The organism is Yersinia rohdei ATCC 43380, assembly GCF_000173775.1.
Lineage (GTDB): Bacteria > Pseudomonadota > Gammaproteobacteria > Enterobacterales > Enterobacteriaceae > Yersinia > Yersinia rohdei.
The window spans coordinates 40,083-63,063 of the sequence record NZ_ACCD01000012.1; the positions used below are offsets into that span (position 1 = coordinate 40,083).

The window sequence follows — 22,981 nt, forward strand, 5'->3', positions numbered from 1 at the left end:
AAAAACTATGCATAACTTGAAATATATACCGCATCACGTTTATTACTGGCCGGTTTGTTACCAAGTTCAATGAGATCTCTAATAAAATTATCTTGGTCAGTAACCATGCTGTTATTTTTTTGGCTGCCGGAAATAGTGAAAAGCATGGTTCCAGTCAATTTTTTAACATGGTTATCTAAATCTAAAGAATCTTGCTCTCCCATTTTATACTGGTAATACTGGATGACTCTATCTGAGATAACCGCATTAATATCGGCTTGGTCATGATTATCTCCGATGCAAAGTTTCATTGCCTTGGTTAATGGGTTATTAGCTACCCAATCACTATTATTGATGTCAATCGCGTTGACGCCACTTACCTCAGCTACAATAAGTTGGTCTAGTATTGATCCTGCTGTCACATAGTACGGATTTCCTTTATCTATTTCTTCCTGCAAGAGTTTAGATGCTTTTCTGGCAATGATATTCGCCATATCTAATTGATTAACGATAGGATTATTTATATAGCAATAATTCCCATTAATTGAGTGGTAAGCGTTCTCGATAATGATTGCATTAAAGATTTCGTTTTCTTTTGCTTCATTAAGCGCGAAATTAATTGCTGTTTTATCTTTGAAAAAATTACCGTTTTTAACCAACTCATCTGCATTTGGCGTCGATATAACATCATCGACGCTATCGCCTTTGATATAATAGCTATGACTCTCAGGTGAATGAGTTTGAATTCCACAACTCCACATAAATATCCTTAGTAATAATGTTTAAATTCACGTATCAGGATACTCAAATGAATTAAACTTGCTCCTCCATGCTTTACCCTAGATTGAACTTAAATAACCTTAATGAAAAACTATAACCACTGTATCCAGCGAATCCCCATAAAACAAAACCCCCTGTCAGCAGAAACTGGCAGGGGGTTGGAAGTACCGAGCTAACGGTTCATTACATCAAGGGTTGCGCCAATTGAACCAGTGAAATCAACGGCTGCGGGTAGACACCCAAGAACAGCACCAGAATCGCAGAAATCAGCACCACCACACCACCGGCAGTCAATGCCCAGTTATTGGGGGTGTCACGAACCAAGGTTTCAGGCGCGCTAAGGAACAGGCTGACAGTGACTCGCAGATAGTAATACAGGCCAATAGCACTGCCCAATACGACAGCACCGGTCAACCACCACAAGTTAGCACTGACACCCATTGCCACGACAAAGAATTTACCGATAAAGCCCAGTGTCATTGGGATCCCAGCCAGTGATAGCATCATCACTGTCATCACCGCAGAAAGAATCGGCTTATGCCAGAACAACCCACGGTAGGAGAACAGAGATTCTGCATCCGGGCCTTTGTACGGGCTGGACATCAAGCTGACCACACCGAAGGCACCCAAGCTGCTAAACAGATAACCGGCCAGATAGACACCCACAGTTTCCAATGCCAACTGATGGGTTTGTACCGCCACCAACGCAATCAGCAGGTAGCCAAGATGCGCGATAGAGGAATAACCCAGCAGACGCTTAATGTTGGTCTGGCTGATAGCCATCAGGTTACCGAACAGAATCGATGCCACCGCAATCAGTGACAGCACCAGACGAATGGCTTCACTGTCAGCGGCAGGAGCATACAGGAACAGGCGCATCACTACGGCAAAGATAGCAATCTTACTGGCAGTTGCCAGGAAGGTAGATACCGGAGCAGGCGCGCCCTGATACACATCCGGCGTCCACAGTTGGAATGGCACCAGTGACAATTTAAAGCCGAGGCCCACAATCATCATCCCGAGCCCTGCCAAAATCAGTGGCTGGTGAATCACCGAGTCACTCAGACTTTTACCAAGACCGGCGAAAGACAAGCTACCGGATTCAGCATACAACAGCGCCATACCGAACAGCAGGAATGACGATGCCGCCGCAGACAGCAACATATATTTGATACTGGCTTCCAGTGAGCGCTTTTGGCGATAGGCATAACCAATCAGACCAAACAGCGGCAAGGAAATCAGCTCAATACCGAGGAACAGCGAAGCCAGATGATTAGCACTGGCTAACAGAATGCCCCCCAAGGTGGCAATCAGCACCAGCAGGTAGAATTCTTCGCGGTTATCCGGATAGCCACTGAGCCACGGATAAGCAAAGGTGCTGGTCGCCAGACTGGCAACAATCACCAGCCCGGTGTAGAACATCGCATAGCCGTCAACCCGCATCAGCGGCGTGACATCCATCGGCCCGACTTGGCCAACAAAGTAAAGTGACAACAGCGCTATGTTAAGCCCGATAACCGTCAGAGTGGCGTTCAGGAAATGATCGCGTCGCCACGCAATGGACAGCATCACAACCACCACCGTCAATCCGACGATCAACAGCGGTAGCATTGCGATCAGTTGTTGAGGAGTTATTGTCATGGCGAATTACGGCCTTGTTGTTGTAAGAAGTGAAGCTGAGAACCACTGCTGTACATTACTCATCGCAGCATGGGAGGTGTCAAGAATTGGCTGCGGATAAACCCCCAGCAAGACTAACAACACCACTAACAGCAGGATGATGGACAGTTCCCTGGCACTCATGCCCGGTAATGCTTCTTGTGATTTTGGCGCGCCGTAATAAGCACGCTGCATCATAATCAGCGAGTAAACCGAAGCAAAAACCAGCCCAAAAGTAGCAATCACGGTAATCACCGGAACCACTTGGAAGCTGCCGAACAGGATCATAAATTCGCCAACGAAGTTACCGGTACCCGGCATCCCCAATGTTGCCACCGCAAAGAACAGCGACAGCGCCGGCAAGTATTTGATTCTTCCCCACAGGCCGCCCATTTGGCGCATATCACGTGTATGCAGGCGCTCATATAACTGACCGCAGATGATGAACATCCCCGCAGCAGAAAGACCGTGAGCAATCATCTGGATAACCGCACCTTGGTAGGCCAACTGGCTGCCAGTATAGATAGCAATTAGCACGAAGCCCATATGTGACACACTGGTGTAAGCAATCAGGCGTTTGATATCCGTCTGGCAGAATGCCATCCACGCGCCGTAGAAGATGCCGATAACACCTAACCACATGGCGATAGGGGCAAATTCAGCCGATGCGTTCGGGAACAATGGCAAGCTGAAACGCAGCAAACCATAGGCCGCGGTTTTCAGCAAAATCCCCGCCAAGTCGACAGAACCCGCCGTCGGTGCCTGACTGTGTGCATCTGGCAACCAACCGTGCAATGGCACCACCGGCATTTTTACCGCGAAGGCGATAAAGAAGCCCAGCATCAGCAGATATTCGACATGGTGGGACATCGGCGTTTTCAGCAAGTTTTCGTAGTTGAAAGTCCAAACGCCAGTGGCTTTGTAATGGACAAACACCAGCCCAAGAATGGCTATCAGCATGATAAGGCCACTGGCTTGGGTATAAATGAAGAACTTGGTCGCCGCCGCGATGCGAGTTTTACCGTCTGATGCTTTGTGGCCCCACAGCGCAATCAGGAAGTACATCGGCACCAACATCATTTCCCAGAAGAAGAAGAACAGGAACATGTCGATGGCGAGGAACACGCCGATTACCCCACCCAGAATCCACAACAGATTCAGGTAGAAGAAGCCCTGGTTGCGCTGAATTTCGCGCCATGAACAGAGGATAGCCAGCACCCCTAACAGGCCCGTCAGCACCACCATCAGCAGTGATAAACCATCCAGTGCCAGATGGAATTCAATACCAAACCGTGGGATCCACGGCAAGATGAATTCTGACTGCCACTGCGGAATACCCGCTGGATTAATCAGTGAATAGTTGCCCTGCACCCACAGTTGCAGGGAGAGCACCAATGTCAGCCCCATCGCGAGTAGCGCTATCCAGCGCGGTACTCTGGTACCGAAGCGTTCACACTGCCAAGACAGTAAGCCGCCGATAAAGGGGATAAGAATTAGCCAAGGTAATAGCATGGCGTTTTGTGTCCCTAATTAAACGAAAAGCAACAGAGCCAGTACAACGACTGCACCCAAACCCATAGACGCGACATACCAACGCACCTGTCCATTTTCACTGAGAGTCAAACCACGATTACTCCAGCGCGAAAGTACCGCCGGGGTATTCATCAGTGAGTTCAGCGGATCGCGTTGCAACAATCTTGCGATCCACAGATACGGGCGAACAAACAGGTTATGGTACAGCCAGTCGAAGCCCCACGCGTGGAACCACCAGACCGTAAAGAAGCGGCCCAGCGCACTTTGCGCGATGCTGTTTACCAACTGACGTTTGCCCAGATACAGAACCGCTGCCAATGCAATACCGATAACCACCAGCACACCAGAGAAGATTTCCAGTGGCATTTTGCCCTCGTCACCAAAGTGAAGCTCTGGCAATACACCTGCCAGTGGGGGTGTTATTAGCGCGCCAACAAATGTCGACAACACCAGCAACACGACCAGCGGCAAGCTATGAGTTATCCCTTTAACAGGATGTGCTTTGGTTTTTGGCTCACCGTGGAACACGATAAATATCATGCGGAAGGTATACAACGCAGTCAGGAATGCCCCAACCAGCCCTGCAACCATCAGGTTGATATGGCCACTGGCCAATGCGCCCCACAGAATTTCGTCTTTACTGTAGAAGCCCGCGGTGACGATTGGCAATGCTGCCAGCGCCGCACCACCCACCAGGAAGCAGATATAAACCAATGGGATAGTCTTGCGCAAACCGCCCATTTTGAAAATATTTTGCTCGTGGTGACAGGCCAAAATCACTGAACCAGAGGAGAGGAACAGTAAGGCTTTAAAGAAGGCATGGGTCATCAGGTGGAAGATAGCCGCATCCCACGCCTGAACGCCGAGCGCCAGGAACATGTAGCCAATCTGGCTCATGGTGGAATAGGCCAAGACCCGTTTGATGTCGGTTTGTACCAGTGCGGCAAAACCGGCTAACACCAAGGTAACCGCCCCAATAATCCCCACCAGATGCAGAACTTCTGGTGCCATCAGGAACAAGCCATGCGTACGAGCAATCAGATACACACCGGCGGTGACCATGGTTGCCGCATGGATAAGTGCGGAAACCGGTGTCGGGCCAGCCATCGCATCAGCCAACCATGTCTGTAATGGCAACTGCGCCGATTTACCGACCGCGCCACCCAACAGCATCAGCGTCGCCCAGGTAATGGCGGTAGAGCCCATTTCCAGTTTCTGTGGTGCTAATACCATTAGCTCGCGAATATTTAACGTGCCCAATTCCTGATACAGGATAAACAGCGCGATGGCCAAGAACACATCACCCACACGGGTCACGATAAAGGCTTTCATCGCCGCAGCGCCATTAGCTGGGTTGGTATAATAGAAACCAATCAGCAGGTAACTGCACAATCCCACCCCTTCCCAACCCAGATACATCAGCATCAGGTTATCTGCCAACACCAACACCACCATACTGGCGATAAACAAGTTGGTGTAAGCAAAGAAACGGGAGTAACCCTCTTCCCCACGCATATACCAAGAGGCATACATGTGGATAAGGAAGCCAACGCCCGTCACCACCGACAGCATGGTCAGCGACAAGCCGTCCAACGTCAGGGTAAGTGGAATGTTAAAGGTGCCGACAGACATCCAGTTCCACAGGTGCTGATCAAAGACCTGAACACCGGTCGCTTTCTGGCTGAGGAAATCGACAGCAACATACAAGGTCACCAGCGCAGTCAGACCAATAGAGCCAACCCCGACAATAGCGGAGGTATTTTCAGACCAACGCCCACGGGAGAATGCCAACAGCAAGAAGCCCAGCAGTGGCAGCAGAATTGTTAAATATAATAGGTTCATCCGCGCATCTCACTGACTGTATCGATATTCAGAGTATGACGGCGACGATACAGCTGTAGCAGCAATGCCAGACCAATACTGGCCTCCGCTGCCGCCAGCGTGATAGCCAGGATATACATCACCTGACCGTCAGCCTGACCCCAATAACTGCCCGCCACCACAAAGGCGAGCGCCGCTGCGTTGATCATCACTTCAAGGCTTATCAGCATAAACAGCAGGTTGCGACGAATCAGCAACCCCGTCAGCCCCAGCACAAACAGGATGGCCGCCAAAATCAGGCCATGTTGTAGAGGGATCATGCTTGTTCCTCCGTTTTTCTTTTCGCTGAATCACTGGCGCCCATGACTTCACCCGGCTTATGTTCACGCCCGATATGGAAGGCAACCACCAGACCGGCCAGCAACAGCATTGAAGCCAGTTCCACTGCCAGTACGTAAGGGCCGAACAAGCTGATACCGACGGCTTTGGCATCCACCATTTCACCGCTAATACCAGAATCCGTTACCGAACTAATGGCATAAATCAGTACCGACAACAGCACCAGAGCCAGTAAACCGGGGCCAATCCATACGCTCGGTTTTAGCCATTCGCGTTCTTGTTCTTCAACCTTGCCAAGGTTCAACATCATCACCACGAACACGAACAGCACCATAATGGCACCGGCATACACGATGATTTCCAACGCACCGGCAAAATATGCGCCCAGTGAGAAGAACACGGCTGAAATAGCCAGCAAAGAGATAATCAGGTACAGCAGCGCATGTACCGGGTTGGTATGAGTGATAACGCGAATAGTCGCCACCACTGCCACCAATGCTGCAATATAAAATGCAAATTCCATGGAAGCTGGCTCCTAAGGCATCAGACCTTTAACGTCGATCGGTTTGGCTTCATTTTCGGCTTCGCCTTTCGGCTTGCCATCAATCGCCATACCGGACATCCGGTAGAAGTTGTATTCCGGATATTTACCCGGCCCCGAGATCAACAAGTCTTCTTTCTCATACACCAAGTCTTGGCGTTTGAACTCACCCATTTCGAAATCCGGCGTCAGCTGGATTGCGGTAGTCGGGCAAGCTTCTTCACACAAACCACAGAAAATGCAGCGGGAGAAGTTGATACGGAAAAACTCCGGATACCAGCGACCGTCTTTGTGCTCGGCTTTCTGCAATGAAATACAGCCAACCGGGCAAGCCACGGCGCACAGGTTACAGGCAACACAGCGCTCTTCGCCATCCGGATCGCGCGTCAGCACAATTCGGCCACGGTAGCGCGGCGGCAGGTAAACCGGTTCTTCCGGATACATTAGGGTTTCGCGCTTGTGGAAGGCATGGGAGCCAATCATCCACAGGCTGCGCACTTGGGTGCCGAAACCAACCACTAACTCTTTCAACGTCATGGTTCATTCACCCCTTATTGAGCGTTGTACAAAATGACCGCGGCAGTCGCCAGCAGATTCAGCAGGGTCAACGGCAGGCAAACTTTCCAGCCGAATGACATCACTTGGTCATAACGTGGGCGCGGCAAGGATGCACGGATCAGAATGAACATCACCATGAAGAAAGCCGTTTTCAGCGCAAACCAGATAAATGGCGGCAAGAACGGGCCTTGCCAACCACCAAAGAACAAGGTGACTATCAGTGCAGAGACAGTCACGATACCAATGTATTCACCGACGAAGAACAAACCGAATTTCATACCGGAATATTCAATGTGGTAACCATCGGCCAGTTCTTGTTCAGCTTCTGGCTGGTCAAAGGGATGACGGTGACAAACTGCCACACCCGCAATAGCAAAGGTCAAGAAACCAAAGAATTGCGGGATAACATTCCAGACATGTTCCTGAGAGTTAACAATATCTTGCATGTTGAATGAGCCCGCCTGTGCCACTACGCCCATCAAAGATAGGCCAAGGAACACTTCGTAGCTCAGGGTTTGTGCCGATGCGCGCATCGCCCCTAACAGAGAATATTTGTTATTACTCGACCAACCGGCGAACAACACGGCGTAAACCGCCAGCCCCGCCATCATCAGGAAGAACAAAATGCCGATATTAAGGTCTGCAACCGCCCAGGTCGGGCTGACCGGGACGATGGCAAAAGACAGCAGCAGTGAGGTAAAGGCAATCACCGGGGCCAGGGTAAAAATAGCCCGGTCGGTGAAGCGCGGAACCCAGTCTTCTTTGAAGAACATTTTGATCATGTCAGCAACCAGCTGCAATGACCCGCCCCAACCCACCCGGTTTGGCCCGTAGCGGTTTTGGAACAGACCCAGCAGGCGGCGCTCGCCAAAGCTCATAAATGCGCCGCAGGTCACTACCACCAACAGAATCACTACCGCTTTCAGGACAGAGATTAAAATCTCAATCAATTCAGGGGTAAACCAGCTCATAGCACTGCCTCCCGCAGATTCTCAACTCGCGCACCCACCATAATCGGCGAAATACCCGGTAAGCCAAGCGGCAAGCCAACCTGACCCTGAGCCAAGGTTTCACTCAGACGCACTGGCAGACGCAGTGTCTGTCCGGCGCAGTTGAATTCCACTAACGTACCGAGGTTAACCCCAAGAGTGGCAGCATCTGCCGGATTGACCATCACGTAAGGTGCTGGCATCCGCTGCATAATAACATCTGAGCGCTGCGACATTTCTTCACTACCAAACAGGTGATAGTAAGGTGCAATCTGCCAGCTACCCGAGTTCGCGCTAAAGGCTGCCGGTACGGAATCAAAGTAACCGAGCGTCCCCTCCCCGGCTTCAATCAGACGCACACCTGGATCACCAAAGCGCAGTTTGCCACCCACTTCTGCCTGGAACTTGTTCCATGCTTGCGGTGAGTTCCAACCTGGTGCCCAGGCAAATGGAATCTGCTGACGGTCGGCCAGTGGGCTGTTGTTCCCCTCCATTGAGAAGGCAAACGGGGTATCGATATCCTGCGGCTGACGTGGTTCATGCACACTGATATCTGCGCGCATGGCAGTACGGCCACTGTAACGAATCGGCGAACGCGCCAGTTTCTGACCACGGATACGGAATGTCGCATCCGGCGCGGCTTCAACAATGCCTTCCAACTGCGGCAATGCAGCCACACAAGCTTGGATCACGTGATCAAGCTGAGTCCAGTCTACATGGCGGCTGGTATAAGTTGAGTGCAGGGAATGCAACCAACGCCAGCTTTCCAGCATGATACTGCGGCTTTCTGGTTTTTTCGGGTCATCGTAATACGTTGGGTCATAAACCTGGAAGAAGCGCTGAGCACGGCCTTCCTGATTGACCAACGTACCGTCGCTTTCAGCAAAGCTGGCAGCCGACAGAATCAAATCTGCCTTATCCATTATCTCAGTGCGCTGATGATCGACCACGATCAGATTAGCGACTTTCTCCAGCGCAGCATCGACTTTATCTTTCGCTGCATGGCGATACAGATCATTTTCCATCACGATAACGCTGTCTGCATCACCTTGGCTCAGCAATTCGAGGGCCTGATCCAGTGAACCACCGCCTATCATTGCCAAGCCCATGCTGTTTGCAGCACTGGCAACAAAAGTGATACCGACATCAGCACCGCGACCTTTCAGGGCTTTCGCCACGTTCGCTGCCGCTTCAATGATGGCATCGCTGCCCGCACTGCTACCGCTGATAATCAATGGTTTTTTCGCACCGGCCAACGCCTGCACGATGATATCCACTTTGCCTTTCAACTCTTTCGCCAAATCATCAACCGCCGGGGCTGACTCATCCAGCGCATGCGCAATAGCAAAACCTAAACGGGCTTGGTCATCCACTGGCGCACGGTAATTCCATGCCGCAATATCATCCATGCGGGTGTTATCAACGTTAGTGATAAACAGCGGATGTTTAGCATGCTGACCGATATTCATGATGGCGGCGATTTGCCAGTCAGCCACTTTCTGTGCTGCTGCCATTTCGCGCGCTTTGCCTTTCACTGCCTGACGAACAGACAACGCGATACGTGCGCCAGTCTGAGTCAAATCTTCACCCAGAATCAGCACCGCATCGTAGCTTTCAATTTCGCGCAGTGCCGGGGTGTAGATACCGCCGTCACGTAATACTTTCAGCATCAATTGCAGGCGTTGTTGCTCACCAGTGGCGATGCCGGTGTAATAGTTTTCCGCACCCACCAGTTCACGCAAAGCAAAGTTGCTTTCCAGACTGGCGCGCGGTGAACCGATACCGATGGTTTTCTTCGCCTGACGCAAAATATCTGCCGCACCTTGCATCGCCTGTTCGGCGTTCAGGTGGATCCAGTCATTACCCCGTAATTGCTGTGGTTGACGTGGGCGGTCTTTGCGGTTGACGTAGCCATAACCAAAGCGGCCGCGGTCACACATAAAGTAGTGGTTTACGCTGCCGTTGTAGCGGTTTTCGATACGGCGCAATTCACCATAACGTTCACCGGGGCTGGTGTTGCAACCCACACTGCATTGTTGGCAGATACTTGGCGCAAACTGCATATCCCATTTCCGGTTATAGCGCTCGGAATGGGTTTTATCGGTGAACACACCGGTTGGGCACACTTCTACCAGGTTACCGGAGAACTCGCTTTCCAGCGTGCCACTCTCAGTACGACCAAAGTAGACGTTATCGTGCGCACCGTAGACACCAAAGTCTGTGCCATCAGCATAATCTTTGTAGTAACGCACACAGCGATAACAGGCGATACAGCGGTTCATTTCGTGAGAGATAAACGGCCCGAGATCCTGATTTTGGTGTGTCCGTTTGCTAAAGCGATAGCGACGGAAGCTGTGGCCGGTCATCACTGTCATATCTTGCAAATGACAGTTACCCCCTTCTTCACAGACCGGGCAATCGTGCGGATGGTTTGTCATCAACCATTCAACCACACTCTCACGGAATGCTTTGGCTTCGCCGTCATCGATGGAAATAAAAGTTCCATCGGTGGCCGGGGTCATACAGGACATAACCAAACGCCCACGGGTATCATCGGCGTTTTGGTATTGCTTTACCGCACATTGGCGGCAAGCGCCGACGCTTCCCAGCGCCGGATGCCAGCAAAAATAAGGAATATCGAGTCCCAGGGAGAGACAAGCTTGTAACAGGTTGTCGGCCCCATTTACGTCGTATTCTTTGCCGTCTACATGAATCGTAGCCATATGCATGCTTCCAAGTGGCCTGTGCGTGAACACGTTTAATGTCTGTTGCGCTCGGTGATACTTCGTCAAAAATCAGCCCGAAATGCTCATTTACCAGAGTAAACTCTGCTTTCTTTCTGATTTTTTCCTCGTCTGACCGGCGCTCACGACGACTTTAAACGGTTCGTTTACAAGCGTTAATCAAAAAATCTGGCCCTTACTGAAAACAGCAAGGGCATCAATGCTGCTACCAGCGCGCTTTTAACAGGTTAGGCTGAATACCGGCTATGGCTCGGGTATTGCCATAGTCTTTAGTGGCGATCCCGGCTTCGAATTCTTCCCGGAAATATTTAATCGCACTTTGTAGTGGTTCAACCGCACCCGGCGCATGAGCACAGAAGGTTTTGCCCGGGCCCAAGAAGCGGCAAAGCTGTTCCAGCGTCTCAATGTCGCCTGGTTGACCTTCGCCACGTTCCAGCGCGCGCAGAATTTTCACACTCCACGGCAGGCCGTCACGGCACGGGGTACACCAGCCGCAGGATTCGCGGGCAAAGAATTCTTCCAGATTACGCACCAGCGGAACCATGCCAATTTCGTGGTCTACCGCCATCGCCAATGCCGTGCCCAAACGGCTGCCAGCTTTAGCGATATTTTCAAAATCCATCGGCAAGTCAAGATGGTCAGCGGTCAGGAAGTCAGTCCCTGCGCCGCCCGGCTGCCAGGCTTTGAATTTCAAGCCATCGCGCATGCCACCGGCATAATCTTCCAGAATTTCACGGGCCGTGATACCAAAAGGCAATTCCCACAGGCCCGGATTTTTCACCCGACCAGAGAAGCCCATCAATTTGGTACCGGCATCATTACTTTTACCGGCGGTAATCCCCTGGTACCACTCCACACCATGCTCAAGAATGGCCGGAACGTTACACAGCGTCTCAACGTTATTTACGCAAGTTGGCTTACCCCAAACCCCTGAAGATGCAGGGAAAGGCGGCTTGGAACGCGGGTTAGCGCGACGGCCTTCCAGCGAGTTAATCAACGCCGTTTCTTCACCACAAATATAGCGGCCAGCGCCGGTATGGACGATCAGCTCAAAATCAAAGCCGCTGCCCATGATATTTTTGCCCAGCAAACCAGCTTCGGTGGCCTCGGCAATAGCACGGCGCAAGTTAACGGCAGCTTCAATATATTCGCCACGCAGGAAGATATAGCCGCGGTAAGCTTTCAGGGCAAAGGCACTGATTAGCATCCCTTCCACCAGCAAATGAGGCAATTGCTCCATCAGCAGACGGTCTTTGTAGGTGCCCGGCTCCATCTCATCGGCATTACACAGCAGATACCGAATATTCATGCTTTCGTCTTTTGGCATCAGGCTCCACTTCAAACCGGTGGAGAAGCCCGCGCCGCCACGCCCTTTCAGGCCCGCGTCTTTGACTAAGCTAACAACATCAGGAGGTGCCATGCCTTTTAAGGCTTTTTCTGCGCCCAAATACCCTGTTTTGCTGCGATATTCATCCAGCCATACCGGCTGTTTGTCATCGCGCAAGCGCCAGGTCAGCGGGTGCATTTCCGGTGTCCGGATAACGTTTTTAGTAAAACCTGAATTGGCGGTCATGGATATTGCTCCAGTAACTTCTCAATATCTTCAGGTTTCAGGTAACTGTGAGTATCGTCGTCGATCATCATGGTAGGGCCACGATCGCAGTTACCCAGACAGCAGGTTGGCAGCAAGGTAAAGCGGCCGTCAAAAGTGGTCTGACCCGGCTGAATACTGAGTTTTTTCGAAATTGCCGCTTGGATCCCCTGATAGCCGGTGATGTGGCACACCACGCTGTCACAGTAACGAATCACATGACGGCCAACAGGTTGGCGGAAGATCTGGCTGTAGAATGTCGCGACACCTTCAACATCACTGGCCGGGATACCCAGCACATCAGCAATGGCATAAATCGCCCCATCTGGCACCCAACCACGTTTTTTCTGCACGATTTTCAGTGCTTCAATTGACGCAGCGCGGGCATCCTCGTAATGGTGCTTTTCATGTTCGATAGCATCACGTTCTTCAGCACTCAATTCGAAAACTTCAGCTGTGGTCGCAGGCTCAGCCGCATTGACTGCCAGGGCCGCCACATTTTGGTTTTCGTTAGTTACCTGAGTCTCTTTTTGGTTGCTCATAATTAGCGGTCCACATCAGACATTACAAAATCGATACTGCCCAGATAGACGATCAAGTCAGATACCAGGCTGCCACGGATAACCGATGGGATCTGCTGCAAATGGGCATAACTTGGGGTACGTATCCGAGTGCGATAGCTCATGGTGCTCGCGTCACTGGTCAGATAGTAGCTGTTGATCCCTTTGGTCGCTTCAACCATTTGGAATGATTCGTTAGCTGGCATCACTGGGCCCCATGAAACTTGCAGGAAGTGAGTAATCAGCGTTTCGATGTGTTGCAGCGTACGCTCTTTCGGTGGCGGTGTGGTCAATGGATGGTCAGCCTTAAACGGCCCTTCTGGCATGTTTTTATAACATTGCTCCAGAATGCGCAGGCTTTGACGTAATTCTTCCACTTTCAGCATCACGCGGTCATAGCAGTCGCCGTTATTACCGACTGGAACCTCAAAATCAAAGTTCTCATAACCGGAATATGGACGCCATTTACGCACGTCAAACTCGACGCCCGTAGCGCGCAGGCCAGCGCCGGTCACCCCCCATTCCAAAGCCTCTTTAGCATTATAGGCGGCAACGCCAACAGAACGCCCTTTGAGGATGCTGTTCTGTAAAGCGGCTTTGACGTAGGAATCCAGACGTTTTGGCATCCAGTCAAGGAAATCACGCAGCAGACGTTCCCAGCCACGCGGCAGGTCGTGGGCTACGCCACCAATACGGAACCAGGCCGGGTGCATACGAAAACCGGTGATGGCTTCAACCAAGTCATACACTTTCTGCCGGTCGGTAAAGGCGAAGAACACCGGCGTCATTGCGCCAACGTCTTGGATAAAGGTACTGATATAGAGTAAATGGCTGTTGATGCGGAAGAGTTCAGACAGCATGACGCGGATGGTTTTAACGCGATCCGGTACCTCAATGCCCGCCAGTTTTTCAACTGCCAGCACGTAAGGCATTTCGTTAACGCAACCACCCAAATATTCGATGCGGTCGGTGTAAGGAATGTAGCTGTGCCAAGACTGGCGTTCGCCCATCTTCTCCGCGCCACGATGGTGGTAACCCACATCTGGCACGCAGTCGACAATTTCTTCGCCATCAAGCTGTAACACGATACGGAATGCACCGTGTGACGAGGGATGGTTCGGGCCGAGGTTGAGGAACATAAAGTCCTCGTTTTCGGTTCCACGTTTCATGCCCCAGTCTTCTGGTTTGAAAGTCAAAGACTCCATTTCCAGATCTTCTTTCTGCTTGGTCAGCACATAAGGGTCGAACTCGGTAGCACGGGCTGGGTAATCTTTACGCAGCGGGTGACCTTCCCAACTCTGCGGCATCATGATGCGCGTCAGATGCGGGTGACCATCAAAAGTAATACCGAACATTTCCCAGGTTTCGCGCTCATACCAGTTGGCATTAGGGAAAATCTTGGTTGCTGTGGACAGGTGCAGGTCTTTTTCAGACAGTGCCACTTTCAGCATAATGTCGCGGTTGCGTTCGATGGAAAGCAAATGATAGAAAACAGAAAAATCCGCTTCAGGGAGGCCCTGGCGGTGAGTTCGAAGGCGCTCATCCACACCATGCAAGTCGAACAGCATGACATACGGCTTCGGTTGTTTTCTTAGGAACGTCATTACTTCCAGTAATTGTTCACGTTTGACCCATACCACGGGCATACCGGTACGGGTGGCTTGAACAACAAAGGCCTCTGGCCCAAAACGGTTCGACAGTTCACCAATCACCGGATCATCAAGATGATCACGGGTCTGCCATGCCGGCTGGGTGCTATCGGACGTCGTTAAATCGGTCATTATTTATTCACCACACTGTTTTTTCACCACACTGAATGTGTCATTTGTGGTCATTTGCCGCACACATGTTCTGGAAGAAAAACAGTTCCACCCAAGAACAAATCACTTACGTACCAAGTTCTTACCTACTATTTTCTTTCAAAAATAACAGGTTTAGATCTCGTCAGGGGTACGCAGGTTAGTTACTGCAATTCGTTCAGCATGCTTACGTTCTCTTTCTGGCTGCATATTGGCGCGGTAAACCCCTTGATCACCAACAACCCAAGAAAGAGGACGGCGCTCTTTACCGATAGATTCCTGTAGCAACAGCAGTGCTTGCATATAAGCTTCCGGGCGCGGTGGACAACCTGGAATATAGACATCGACTGGTAGGAATTTATCTACGCCCTGGACTACAGAATAAATATCGTACATGCCACCAGAGTTAGCACAGGCGCCCATAGAAATAACCCATTTAGGTTCCAGCATTTGTTCATACAAACGCTGAATGACGGGGGCCATTTTGGTAAAGCAAGTACCCGCCACCACCATAAAATCGGCCTGACGCGGCGAAGCACGCAATACTTCTGCACCGAAACGGGCGACGTCATGCACGGCGGTGAACGACGTCACCATCTCTACATAACAGCAAGAAAGGCCGAAGTTATACGGCCAAAGAGAGTTTTTACGCCCCCAGTTCACCATGTCATGCATGGCGTTCTCAAGTTTACCCATGTAAACACTACGGTGGACATGTTGCTCGAGAGGATCGCCGCTGACGGTTTCCTGAGTTTGCAGGGGGTAACGGTCGTTCTCACCGTTAGGGTCTATGCGGGTGAGCGTATAGTCCATGTTAATGCCTCGCTGTATTTATTGACCACTATCTTGCGGATGACTGCTGGCGTACTTGACGATGCTCGGTTTGCTCACGCGGCGATTAGAGCGCGCAGGAGTCCAATCCAGAGCGCCAATGCGCACCAGATAAACCAAACCAGCCAAGAGCACCAAAATAAAAATGGTTGCTTCGATAAAGCCGACCCAGCCACTCTCACGGATAGAGATTGACCATGCATACAAGTACAGGGCTTCAACATCGAAAATAACGAAGAACATGGCGACCAGGTAGAACTTAGCAGACAGGCGCATACGCGCAGAGCCTACTGAGTCAATACCAGACTCATAGGGGACGTGTTTGGCCCGGGCACGAGCTCTGCCGCCCAGGAAGAATGCCCCCAAGAGCATCAAACCGCACAGCCCGATAGCGCCGATCAGGAATACAGCAAACGCCCAATGATGAGCGATAACTTCAGTGGTTGTTGACATACTCATTGCTTACTCATCAAAAGTGGTGTCGAACATCCTGCTCTTGTATTGGCAGTTAGTGCACCACATCGATTCAAAGGGAAGGATAAAAAACCACACAAAACACACTGTTATTACAACTGTTTAGCCAGTGTTTTACTGTGGGCTTTTTACTCCTTTCAGTAACCTTTTGTCAACTTTGACAAAAGTAACTACAGATTAATTTACAAACGCACGATCTAACTTAACATTTGGTGCGACTCGGTAAGCTAAATCGAGTCAGTAATTAGTTAAGTCAGAACATACACATATAAACCAACATGAATAATTCTGTTTAACTATACCATTGTCTCAGGAATAACCGGTTCTTCCACTCACTAGCTAGGGGTATTTTTTTGATCCAGAACACGTTTTGAGTGTTATTTCATAAATATTCAGCATTAAAAGTGACCATTTGGTATTCATTAATAATGAAACAGTGTTTTAATAAGTAGTAATTAATAAAATCTGCATCAAATCCTAAGCTAATCAGCTTTATTAGCTGAAATCCAAGACTGTAAAATACCCATAAGCTCAGTAAAGCGACCTTTAAGAGGTTAAATTAAACTTAAGTGAACAAAAAAGAATGTCTTACTAAAAAAACAAAAAAAAAGCCCCTAAAATAAGGGGCTTATGATAAATTCCTGAGATGAACGCTAGTTTTTATCGTCTGTTAAATAATCAGAGCCTAGGATTAAATCCGAACCCAGCGGTAAGCTATGTTGATGGCCGGCCTGCATGGCATCGAAAATAGCAGATGCCAATTCGTTACCACACTGATTGCCTTTACATAGCGAGTAATTTGTTTCCGGCAGACGCGGCAGCCCTTCTGCTTCACCCAACACGCGTAAGTCAGGGCTCATCATCTCAATGGGTCTGGCGGTCACACCCAACCCAGCTCTGACTGCCGCTCGAATGGCAGAAAGTGAAGAGGCAACATAAGCAATGCGCCACGCAATTCCCGCTCGAGTTAAATGCTCTATTGCCATATCGCGAAAGGGGCTTGGCTCATCCATCACCACTAAAGGCACTGATTCGCCAGACTGGAACTGATAATCGGCGGAACAGTACCAAAGAGTCGGTGATGTCCTTAAGAAAACATGAGGATGAGTATCGACCTTGGCTGTAGTAATAGCCAAATCCACTTCGCCCTGGCTCAACATATCTGCAATAAGTGGGCTGCGTTTTACCCGCACATCTATTGCCAGTCGAGGATAGAGCGTCGCCACTCGGTTTAGCAAGAAAGGCAGTAATGTATCGGCAGTATCATCAGATGCGCCAATAATAAGCGACCCTTCTATATTGCTGTACATAAGTGACGTACAAGCTTCATCATTGAAACGTAATATTTTTCTGGCATAGCCAAGTAACTGGAGACCATGTTCAGTAAGTAACTTGTTACGCCCATGGCGGGCAAATAACTCCTTACCAACTAACTGTTCTAACCGTTGCATTTGTTGGCTAACTGCCGACTGAGTTCGACAAACCGCTGCCGCAGCAGAGGCGAAAGTATTTAAGTCAGCAACAGCTACAAAGGTTCTAAGCAGATCGAGGTCGAGATTAATTATCGGACGATTTGCGGTTGTCATAGTGTATTCTTCACTTTTTTGAATTCTAATTACAAACTACCCTGGTGTTTAAGTATCAGCATCATCAATAAGGAACAATGCTAAGTATGACAGTACCCCACTCATTAGAGTAGGGCAAAAAATTTACTTATATTTCGTTACCGCTATCTCTTTTTATAAAAAACTATTGGTAGAACTCGGTATTTGTTTGTAAAACCGGTCATACAAAATGGCTAAATTTTCGATAATGAAGATTTTTTTTCTTTATAAAACCGGCTGTTATCAGGCCTATATAAAAGCTGTTGACGCCATTTTAATTAAAAAATCAAAGTTAACTAGTTAATAAATATTAAAAAATATCAATGTATCTCTCTATGCTTTTTTTATCTAACTGAGAAAATTCAACTATTAACACTAGGTGTTTGATAATGAACTTTAAGGGTAACATTAGACATTCTTAATAGTTTTCCTATTTACATAATTCCATTTTTTTGCATAACCAAATATGTATGATGAAATAAACTGTTGAATTGAGATATTTAAGGCTGCAATACAGCATAGTTGGACACCAATACCCGAGAGACCATAAAATGGTCACCTCTAAAAAAGGGATCTCAACCTTAATGAGAACTATTTTTATTAATGGTTATTTATATTAAAACCAGCCTGGATAAAACTTCAGAAAAACTCATCAATTGGACATAACAATCCAGGTGAGAACATAAGCGGAAACAGTCAACACAGCTGAAGTTTGAAAAATGACGGGTATAACTTCAAAAATTAGCGGCGTCGGAGTACATTGGACACCTTGCAGTGTTCCACGCTGAGGACACGCTTTTACCAGCAAAAGGCTCAATTTTTTATGTCCCCCATTGAGAAATCCAGCAAACTGGACAACGTCTGCTACGACATTCGTGGCCCAGTGCTAAAAGAAGCTAAGCGTCTTGAAGAAGAAGGTAACAAGGTTCTGAAACTCAACATCGGCAACCCTGCCCCGTTTGGTTTCGATGCACCGGATGAAATTCTGGTAGATGTTATCCGTAATTTGCCGACCGCACAGGGCTATTGCGATTCCAAAGGCCTGTTTTCGGCGCGCAAAGCCATTATGCAGCACTATCAGGCCCGCGATATGCGCGACCTGACGGTTGAGGATATCTACATTGGGAATGGCGTTTCTGAGTTAATAGTGCAATCCATGCAAGCATTGCTGAATCTTGGTGATGAAATGCTGGTGCCAGCCCCAGATTACCCTTTATGGACGGCGGCAGTGTCGCTTTCAAGCGGCAAAGCTGTGCATTATATGTGTGATGAAGAGTCAGGTTGGTTCCCTGATTTGGATGATATCCGCAGTAAAATCACCCCGCGGACTCGTGGGATAGTGATTATCAACCCAAACAACCCGACTGGCGCGGTATACAGCAAAGAGCTGTTGCTGGAGATTGTCGAAATTGCCCGTCAAAATGACCTGATTATTTTCGCCGATGAGATCTACGATAAGATTTTATATGATGAAGCTCAGCATCATTCAATTGCTGCTCTGGCACCAGATTTACTGACGGTGACATTCAACGGTTTGTCCAAAACTTACCGTGTAGCCGGTTTCCGTCAGGGCTGGATGGTATTGAATGGGCCGAAAAAACATGCCAAAGGATATATTGAAGGGTTGGAAATGTTGGCATCCATGCGGTTGTGCGCCAACGTGCCAATGCAACATGCCATTCAAACGGCACTGGGTGGCTATCAAAGCATCAGTGAGTTTATCCAACCTGGCGGGCGTTTGTATGAACAACGTGACCGCGCCTGGGAGCTAATCAATCAGATTCCGGGTGTTTCCTGCGTGAAACCTCAGGGTGCGTTATATATGTTTCCGCGCATTGATGCCAAAAAGTTTAACTTGCACGACGATCAGAAACTGGTATTGGATCTGCTGTTGCAGGAAAAAGTATTACTGGTGCAAGGCAGTGCCTTTAACTGGCCGTACCCGGATCATGTGCGGATTGTGACATTACCGCGAGTGGATGAGTTGGAAATGGCTGTTAGAAAGTTAGGGCGGTTCTTAGAGACATACCATCAGTAATTATTTTATTGGATGTTCTGTCGGCAGGTTGGCGAGTTCGATTTGATGGTGAATTCGGCTAGGAGGTGAGTTCGGTTGTTAAAGTTTTATAGTTTACCTAACCACCTCAACCGGCAAGGGGGCAGCGGCTCCCTTGTGCAACCCCGCGCTTCGCACGTATTGCCAGCCCACTTCGTGGATGCCCTCGACTCATCATTTCGCTAACGGGGCAGCTTTACGCGGCTCCCTGCGCGTGACACCTAAACCCGGCGTCCAAGCCGGATTTCCCTGGCTACACTCTTCACTCGGCTGCTCAAATGTGCTTTTAACATCAAAACCAGGGTTTTGAATTGGCTTTTGATGTTACGCGCAATCAGATCCCATGTTGAATATTCAACATTCAGTAACTGAACTTATTCACCCGAACTAATATCAACCAAACTCAATAACCACTCTGATAAACTACCCCATATCTGTATTCAGAAAGAAAAAGAGAGAAAACTATGAGTCATTTCTTCGCTCACCTATCCCGCTTAAAACTGATCAACCGCTGGCCGTTGATGCGCAATGTTCGCACAGAGAATGTGTCCGAGCACAGTTTGCAGGTGGCGTTTGTCGCTCATGCACTGGCTATCATTAAGAATCGTAAATTTAATGGCAATCTTAATGCCGATCGTATCGCGCTATTGGCGATGTATCACGATGCCAGTGAAGTGATAACCGGCGATTTACCAACACCAATCAAATATTACAATCCACAAATTGCACATGAATACAAAAAGATAGAAAAAGTCGCGCAGCAAAAATTGATCGAAATGCTGCCAAAAGAGTTACAACATGATTTTCGTTGTTTACTGGATGAACATTATTACAGCGAAGAGGAAAAAGCCCTGGTTAAACAGGCAGATGCCCTGTGTGCTTATCTGAAATGTCTGGAGGAGTTATCGGCCGGCAATAATGAATTCATCCAAGCGAAAGCGCGGTTGGAGAAAACTCTCTCCATGCGCCAAAGCCCTGAAATGGATTACTTTATGCAAGTTTTCGTACCCAGTTTCAGCCTGTCTTTAGATGAAATCAGTCTTGATTCGCTGGATTGAGTCGCACTACCTTGAGTCAGATTGGGATGTTTGACGTTAGCAGCACATTTTAGGGGCCACGCTTATGGCCCCTTTGAGGGTTGAGACACATGAAGCTAAGCAAACGCAATCACCTTAACAACCGAACCTGACTGCCGAGTCAATTATCTTCCGATAATCAGAACGGGAAGAGTAACGGCACCACCATCACACTCACCACCATCACTAAGAGAGTAAAGGGCACGCCCATCCGGACAAAATCACCAAACTTATAGCCACCGGGGCCTAAAACCAAGGTATTAACCGGGGAAGAAACCGGTGTCATAAAGGCCGCTGATGCCGCAATACCAATAATCATCGCAAAAGGATAGGGAGAAACTGACATTTCACGGGCCGCCGCAATCGCAATAGGTGCCATCAAAACCGCAGTGGCCGTATTGGAGATAAACAGCCCAATAGTGGCGCATAAGACAAATAAACACAGCAACATAACTCGCGGCCCCATGCCACCGGCAACATCCATTAACCCGCGGACGATTAAATCCACCCCACCGGTTTTTTGTAGTGCTTGCGCAAAGGGCATCATCCCGATAATGAGGATCAAGCTTGGCCAATGAATTGAGCGGTAAGCACTTTCCATATCAATGCACCGAAACTGCCCCATCAGTAAACACGCCACCAGCGCCGCAATCACATTCGGGACTTCGTCGGTCAACATCATGGCAACCATCAATGCCAAACAAAACAAAGCATGAGGGGCTTGTGAGATAGCCGGAGCCACTTCGTCAACTTCAGCCGGCAGATTCAGAACAATAAAATCACGGGTTTTCTGCTGTAATTGACGGATCAGTTTCCAGTCACCAATGACCAATAAGATGTCGCCAAACTGTAATTTTTCATCGACCAGTTTACCTTCCAATGCCTTACCATTACGGCGAATACCGACTACATTGAGGCCATATCGGGTGCGAAAAGTGACCTCGCGCAAACTCTTGCCCAACAGGGCCGAGTCAGGAATAAGAGAAACTTCTGCCATCCCAACGTTTCGGGCCTGTTCAGAGAAATACTCGCCACGCAGCACCATAGGTTCCAACATTTGGTCGGCGCAAAACTCACGTAAATCGATATCACAATCAGACATATCAATCAGCAACACATCATTTTCGCGCAATTCAGATGAGCCAGTCGCACTCACCATTACCCGCCGAAAGCGTTTCCAGCGCTCGATCCCCACCACATTGGCACCATAGCGGGCACGCAAATGCAGCTCATCAAGGGAGCGGCCAATTAAAGGGGAATCATGGCGAATAGCCAAACGGCGGGCGCGGCCATTCAGTTTATAATCGCGAATAAGATCACGAAAAGTGCGGCGCTTCCATTGCTGATCTTTTTCTGTGCTTTCTTGCTTGCCACCCAACCAACGCCGGGCAACTAACATATAGCCGACCCCCATCAGCAAAATAATCAGGCCAATCGGCGTGACGCCGAAAAAACCAAATCCTTTAATACCTTCGCGCAACAACTCACTGTTAACCACCATATTGGGCGGAGTCGCAACCAGGGTCATCATCCCACTGATTAGCCCGGCAAAACTCAGCGGCATCATCAACCGCCCAGGGGAAATTTTCATCCGGCTGGCAACACTCAGCACCACTGGGATAAAAATGGCCACCACGCCGGTCGAACTCATAAATGCCCCTAACCCCGCCACGGTCACCATCAACAACGCCAACATTTTGGTTTCACTGTGACCGGCCACTTTCACCAGCCAATCCCCCACCTGGTAGGCAACCCCGGTTCGCACTAACCCGTCACCAATCACAAACAAGGCCGCGATCAATATCACATTGGGGTCGCTAAATCCGCTGGTCGCCTCCTCTAATGACAAGGTGCCACTCATCACAAAGGCAATAATCACCAACAATGCCACGACATCCATGCGCAGCTTATTAGTAGTAAACAGCACAATAGCTATCAGAAGTAGCGTCAACACCCACAATAGTTCGCTGTTCAAAATGGCCTCATTGGCAAAAAGTGAAAAGGAGTATCCGGCTTTGGTAGTAAAACATTAATTTAAGTCAATACC

The 22,981-nt window shown here is 49.2% G+C and carries 18 protein-coding genes; 2 read left to right on the top strand and 16 right to left on the bottom strand.

The genetic code is table 11. The features are described 5' to 3' along the window. Positions 1–5 precede the first annotated feature (5 nt). From YROHD0001_RS19455 to rovM, 15 genes are all read right to left on the bottom strand, one after another. On the bottom strand, positions 6–740 hold the full coding sequence (locus YROHD0001_RS19455) for a hypothetical protein (RefSeq protein ID WP_004714813.1): 735 nt from the start codon (positions 738–740) through the stop codon (positions 6–8). Between the two features lie 202 nt (positions 741–942). Continuing rightward, positions 943–2,400 (bottom strand): NADH-quinone oxidoreductase subunit NuoN, encoded by a 1,458-nt coding sequence (gene nuoN / locus YROHD0001_RS08440; protein WP_032816955.1) that lies wholly within the window; start codon positions 2,398–2,400, stop codon positions 943–945. 6 nt (positions 2,401–2,406) lie between these two features. Beyond that, positions 2,407–3,930, bottom strand: coding sequence for an NADH-quinone oxidoreductase subunit M (gene nuoM, locus YROHD0001_RS20315; RefSeq protein ID WP_004714815.1), 1,524 nt, complete (start codon positions 3,928–3,930; stop codon positions 2,407–2,409). An 18-nt stretch (positions 3,931–3,948) separates the two neighbouring features. Next, on the bottom strand, positions 3,949–5,793 hold the full coding sequence (gene nuoL / locus YROHD0001_RS20320; protein WP_032816956.1) for an NADH-quinone oxidoreductase subunit L: 1,845 nt from the start codon (positions 5,791–5,793) through the stop codon (positions 3,949–3,951). Beyond that, the gene (gene nuoK / locus YROHD0001_RS08425; RefSeq protein WP_032815102.1) at positions 5,790–6,092 is read right to left on the bottom strand and encodes an NADH-quinone oxidoreductase subunit NuoK; all 303 of its coding nucleotides are present in this window, start codon (positions 6,090–6,092) and stop codon (positions 5,790–5,792) included. Before nuoK ends, nuoL begins: the two co-directional genes overlap by 4 nt. Continuing rightward, positions 6,089–6,634, bottom strand: a complete 546-nt coding sequence (gene nuoJ, locus YROHD0001_RS08420; RefSeq protein WP_004714818.1) for an NADH-quinone oxidoreductase subunit J — start codon at positions 6,632–6,634, stop codon at positions 6,089–6,091. Before nuoJ ends, nuoK begins: the two co-directional genes overlap by 4 nt. A gap of 12 nt (positions 6,635–6,646) precedes the next feature. Continuing rightward, the gene (gene nuoI, locus YROHD0001_RS08415) at positions 6,647–7,189 is read right to left on the bottom strand and encodes an NADH-quinone oxidoreductase subunit NuoI (RefSeq protein ID WP_004714819.1); all 543 of its coding nucleotides are present in this window, start codon (positions 7,187–7,189) and stop codon (positions 6,647–6,649) included. Between the two features lie 14 nt (positions 7,190–7,203). Beyond that, a complete protein-coding gene (gene nuoH, locus YROHD0001_RS08410; RefSeq protein ID WP_032816957.1) occupies positions 7,204–8,181 on the bottom strand; it encodes an NADH-quinone oxidoreductase subunit NuoH in 978 nt (325 codons plus the stop codon). Continuing rightward, positions 8,178–10,922 (bottom strand): NADH-quinone oxidoreductase subunit NuoG, encoded by a 2,745-nt coding sequence (nuoG, locus tag YROHD0001_RS08405; RefSeq protein WP_032816958.1) that lies wholly within the window; start codon positions 10,920–10,922, stop codon positions 8,178–8,180. Before nuoG ends, nuoH begins: the two co-directional genes overlap by 4 nt. A gap of 226 nt (positions 10,923–11,148) precedes the next feature. Continuing rightward, a complete protein-coding gene (nuoF, locus tag YROHD0001_RS08400) occupies positions 11,149–12,516 on the bottom strand; it encodes an NADH-quinone oxidoreductase subunit NuoF (protein ID WP_032816959.1) in 1,368 nt (455 codons plus the stop codon). After that, positions 12,513–13,076 carry an NADH-quinone oxidoreductase subunit NuoE gene (nuoE, locus tag YROHD0001_RS08395; RefSeq protein WP_004714823.1) on the bottom strand — a complete coding sequence of 188 codons (564 nt, stop codon included), beginning with the start codon at positions 13,074–13,076 and terminating at the stop codon, positions 12,513–12,515. The genes nuoF and nuoE overlap by 4 nt, the downstream gene beginning before the upstream one ends. A gap of 2 nt (positions 13,077–13,078) precedes the next feature. Continuing rightward, positions 13,079–14,875: an NADH-quinone oxidoreductase subunit C/D gene (nuoC, locus tag YROHD0001_RS08390; protein WP_004714824.1), complete on the bottom strand. Its 1,797-nt coding sequence runs from the start codon at positions 14,873–14,875 to the stop codon at positions 13,079–13,081. Between the two features lie 153 nt (positions 14,876–15,028). Further along, complete coding sequence (locus YROHD0001_RS08385) at positions 15,029–15,706, bottom strand: NuoB/complex I 20 kDa subunit family protein (protein WP_002210278.1); 678 nt, start codon at positions 15,704–15,706, stop codon at positions 15,029–15,031. 18 nt (positions 15,707–15,724) lie between these two features. Next, complete coding sequence (gene nuoA, locus YROHD0001_RS08380; protein ID WP_032816960.1) at positions 15,725–16,183, bottom strand: NADH-quinone oxidoreductase subunit NuoA; 459 nt, start codon at positions 16,181–16,183, stop codon at positions 15,725–15,727. A gap of 668 nt (positions 16,184–16,851) precedes the next feature. Beyond that, positions 16,852–17,784: a virulence transcriptional regulator RovM gene (rovM, locus tag YROHD0001_RS08375; protein WP_004714826.1), complete on the bottom strand. Its 933-nt coding sequence runs from the start codon at positions 17,782–17,784 to the stop codon at positions 16,852–16,854. Between the two features lie 841 nt (positions 17,785–18,625). On the opposite strand from rovM, the gene YROHD0001_RS08370 reads away from it, so the two are divergent. Together YROHD0001_RS08370 and yfbR are read left to right on the top strand one after the other, a co-directional pair. Then, positions 18,626–19,840 carry a pyridoxal phosphate-dependent aminotransferase gene (locus YROHD0001_RS08370; RefSeq protein WP_004714828.1) on the top strand — a complete coding sequence of 405 codons (1,215 nt, stop codon included), beginning with the start codon at positions 18,626–18,628 and terminating at the stop codon, positions 19,838–19,840. Positions 19,841–20,322: 482 nt separating this feature from the next. Further along, the gene (gene yfbR, locus YROHD0001_RS08365; protein ID WP_004714829.1) at positions 20,323–20,916 is read left to right on the top strand and encodes a 5'-deoxynucleotidase; all 594 of its coding nucleotides are present in this window, start codon (positions 20,323–20,325) and stop codon (positions 20,914–20,916) included. A 157-nt stretch (positions 20,917–21,073) separates the two neighbouring features. Here the strand turns inward: yfbR and YROHD0001_RS08360 are convergent, their stop codons facing one another. Beyond that, a complete protein-coding gene (locus tag YROHD0001_RS08360; RefSeq protein ID WP_032816962.1) occupies positions 21,074–22,909 on the bottom strand; it encodes an SLC13 family permease in 1,836 nt (611 codons plus the stop codon). Between the last annotated feature and the right edge of the window lie 72 nt (positions 22,910–22,981).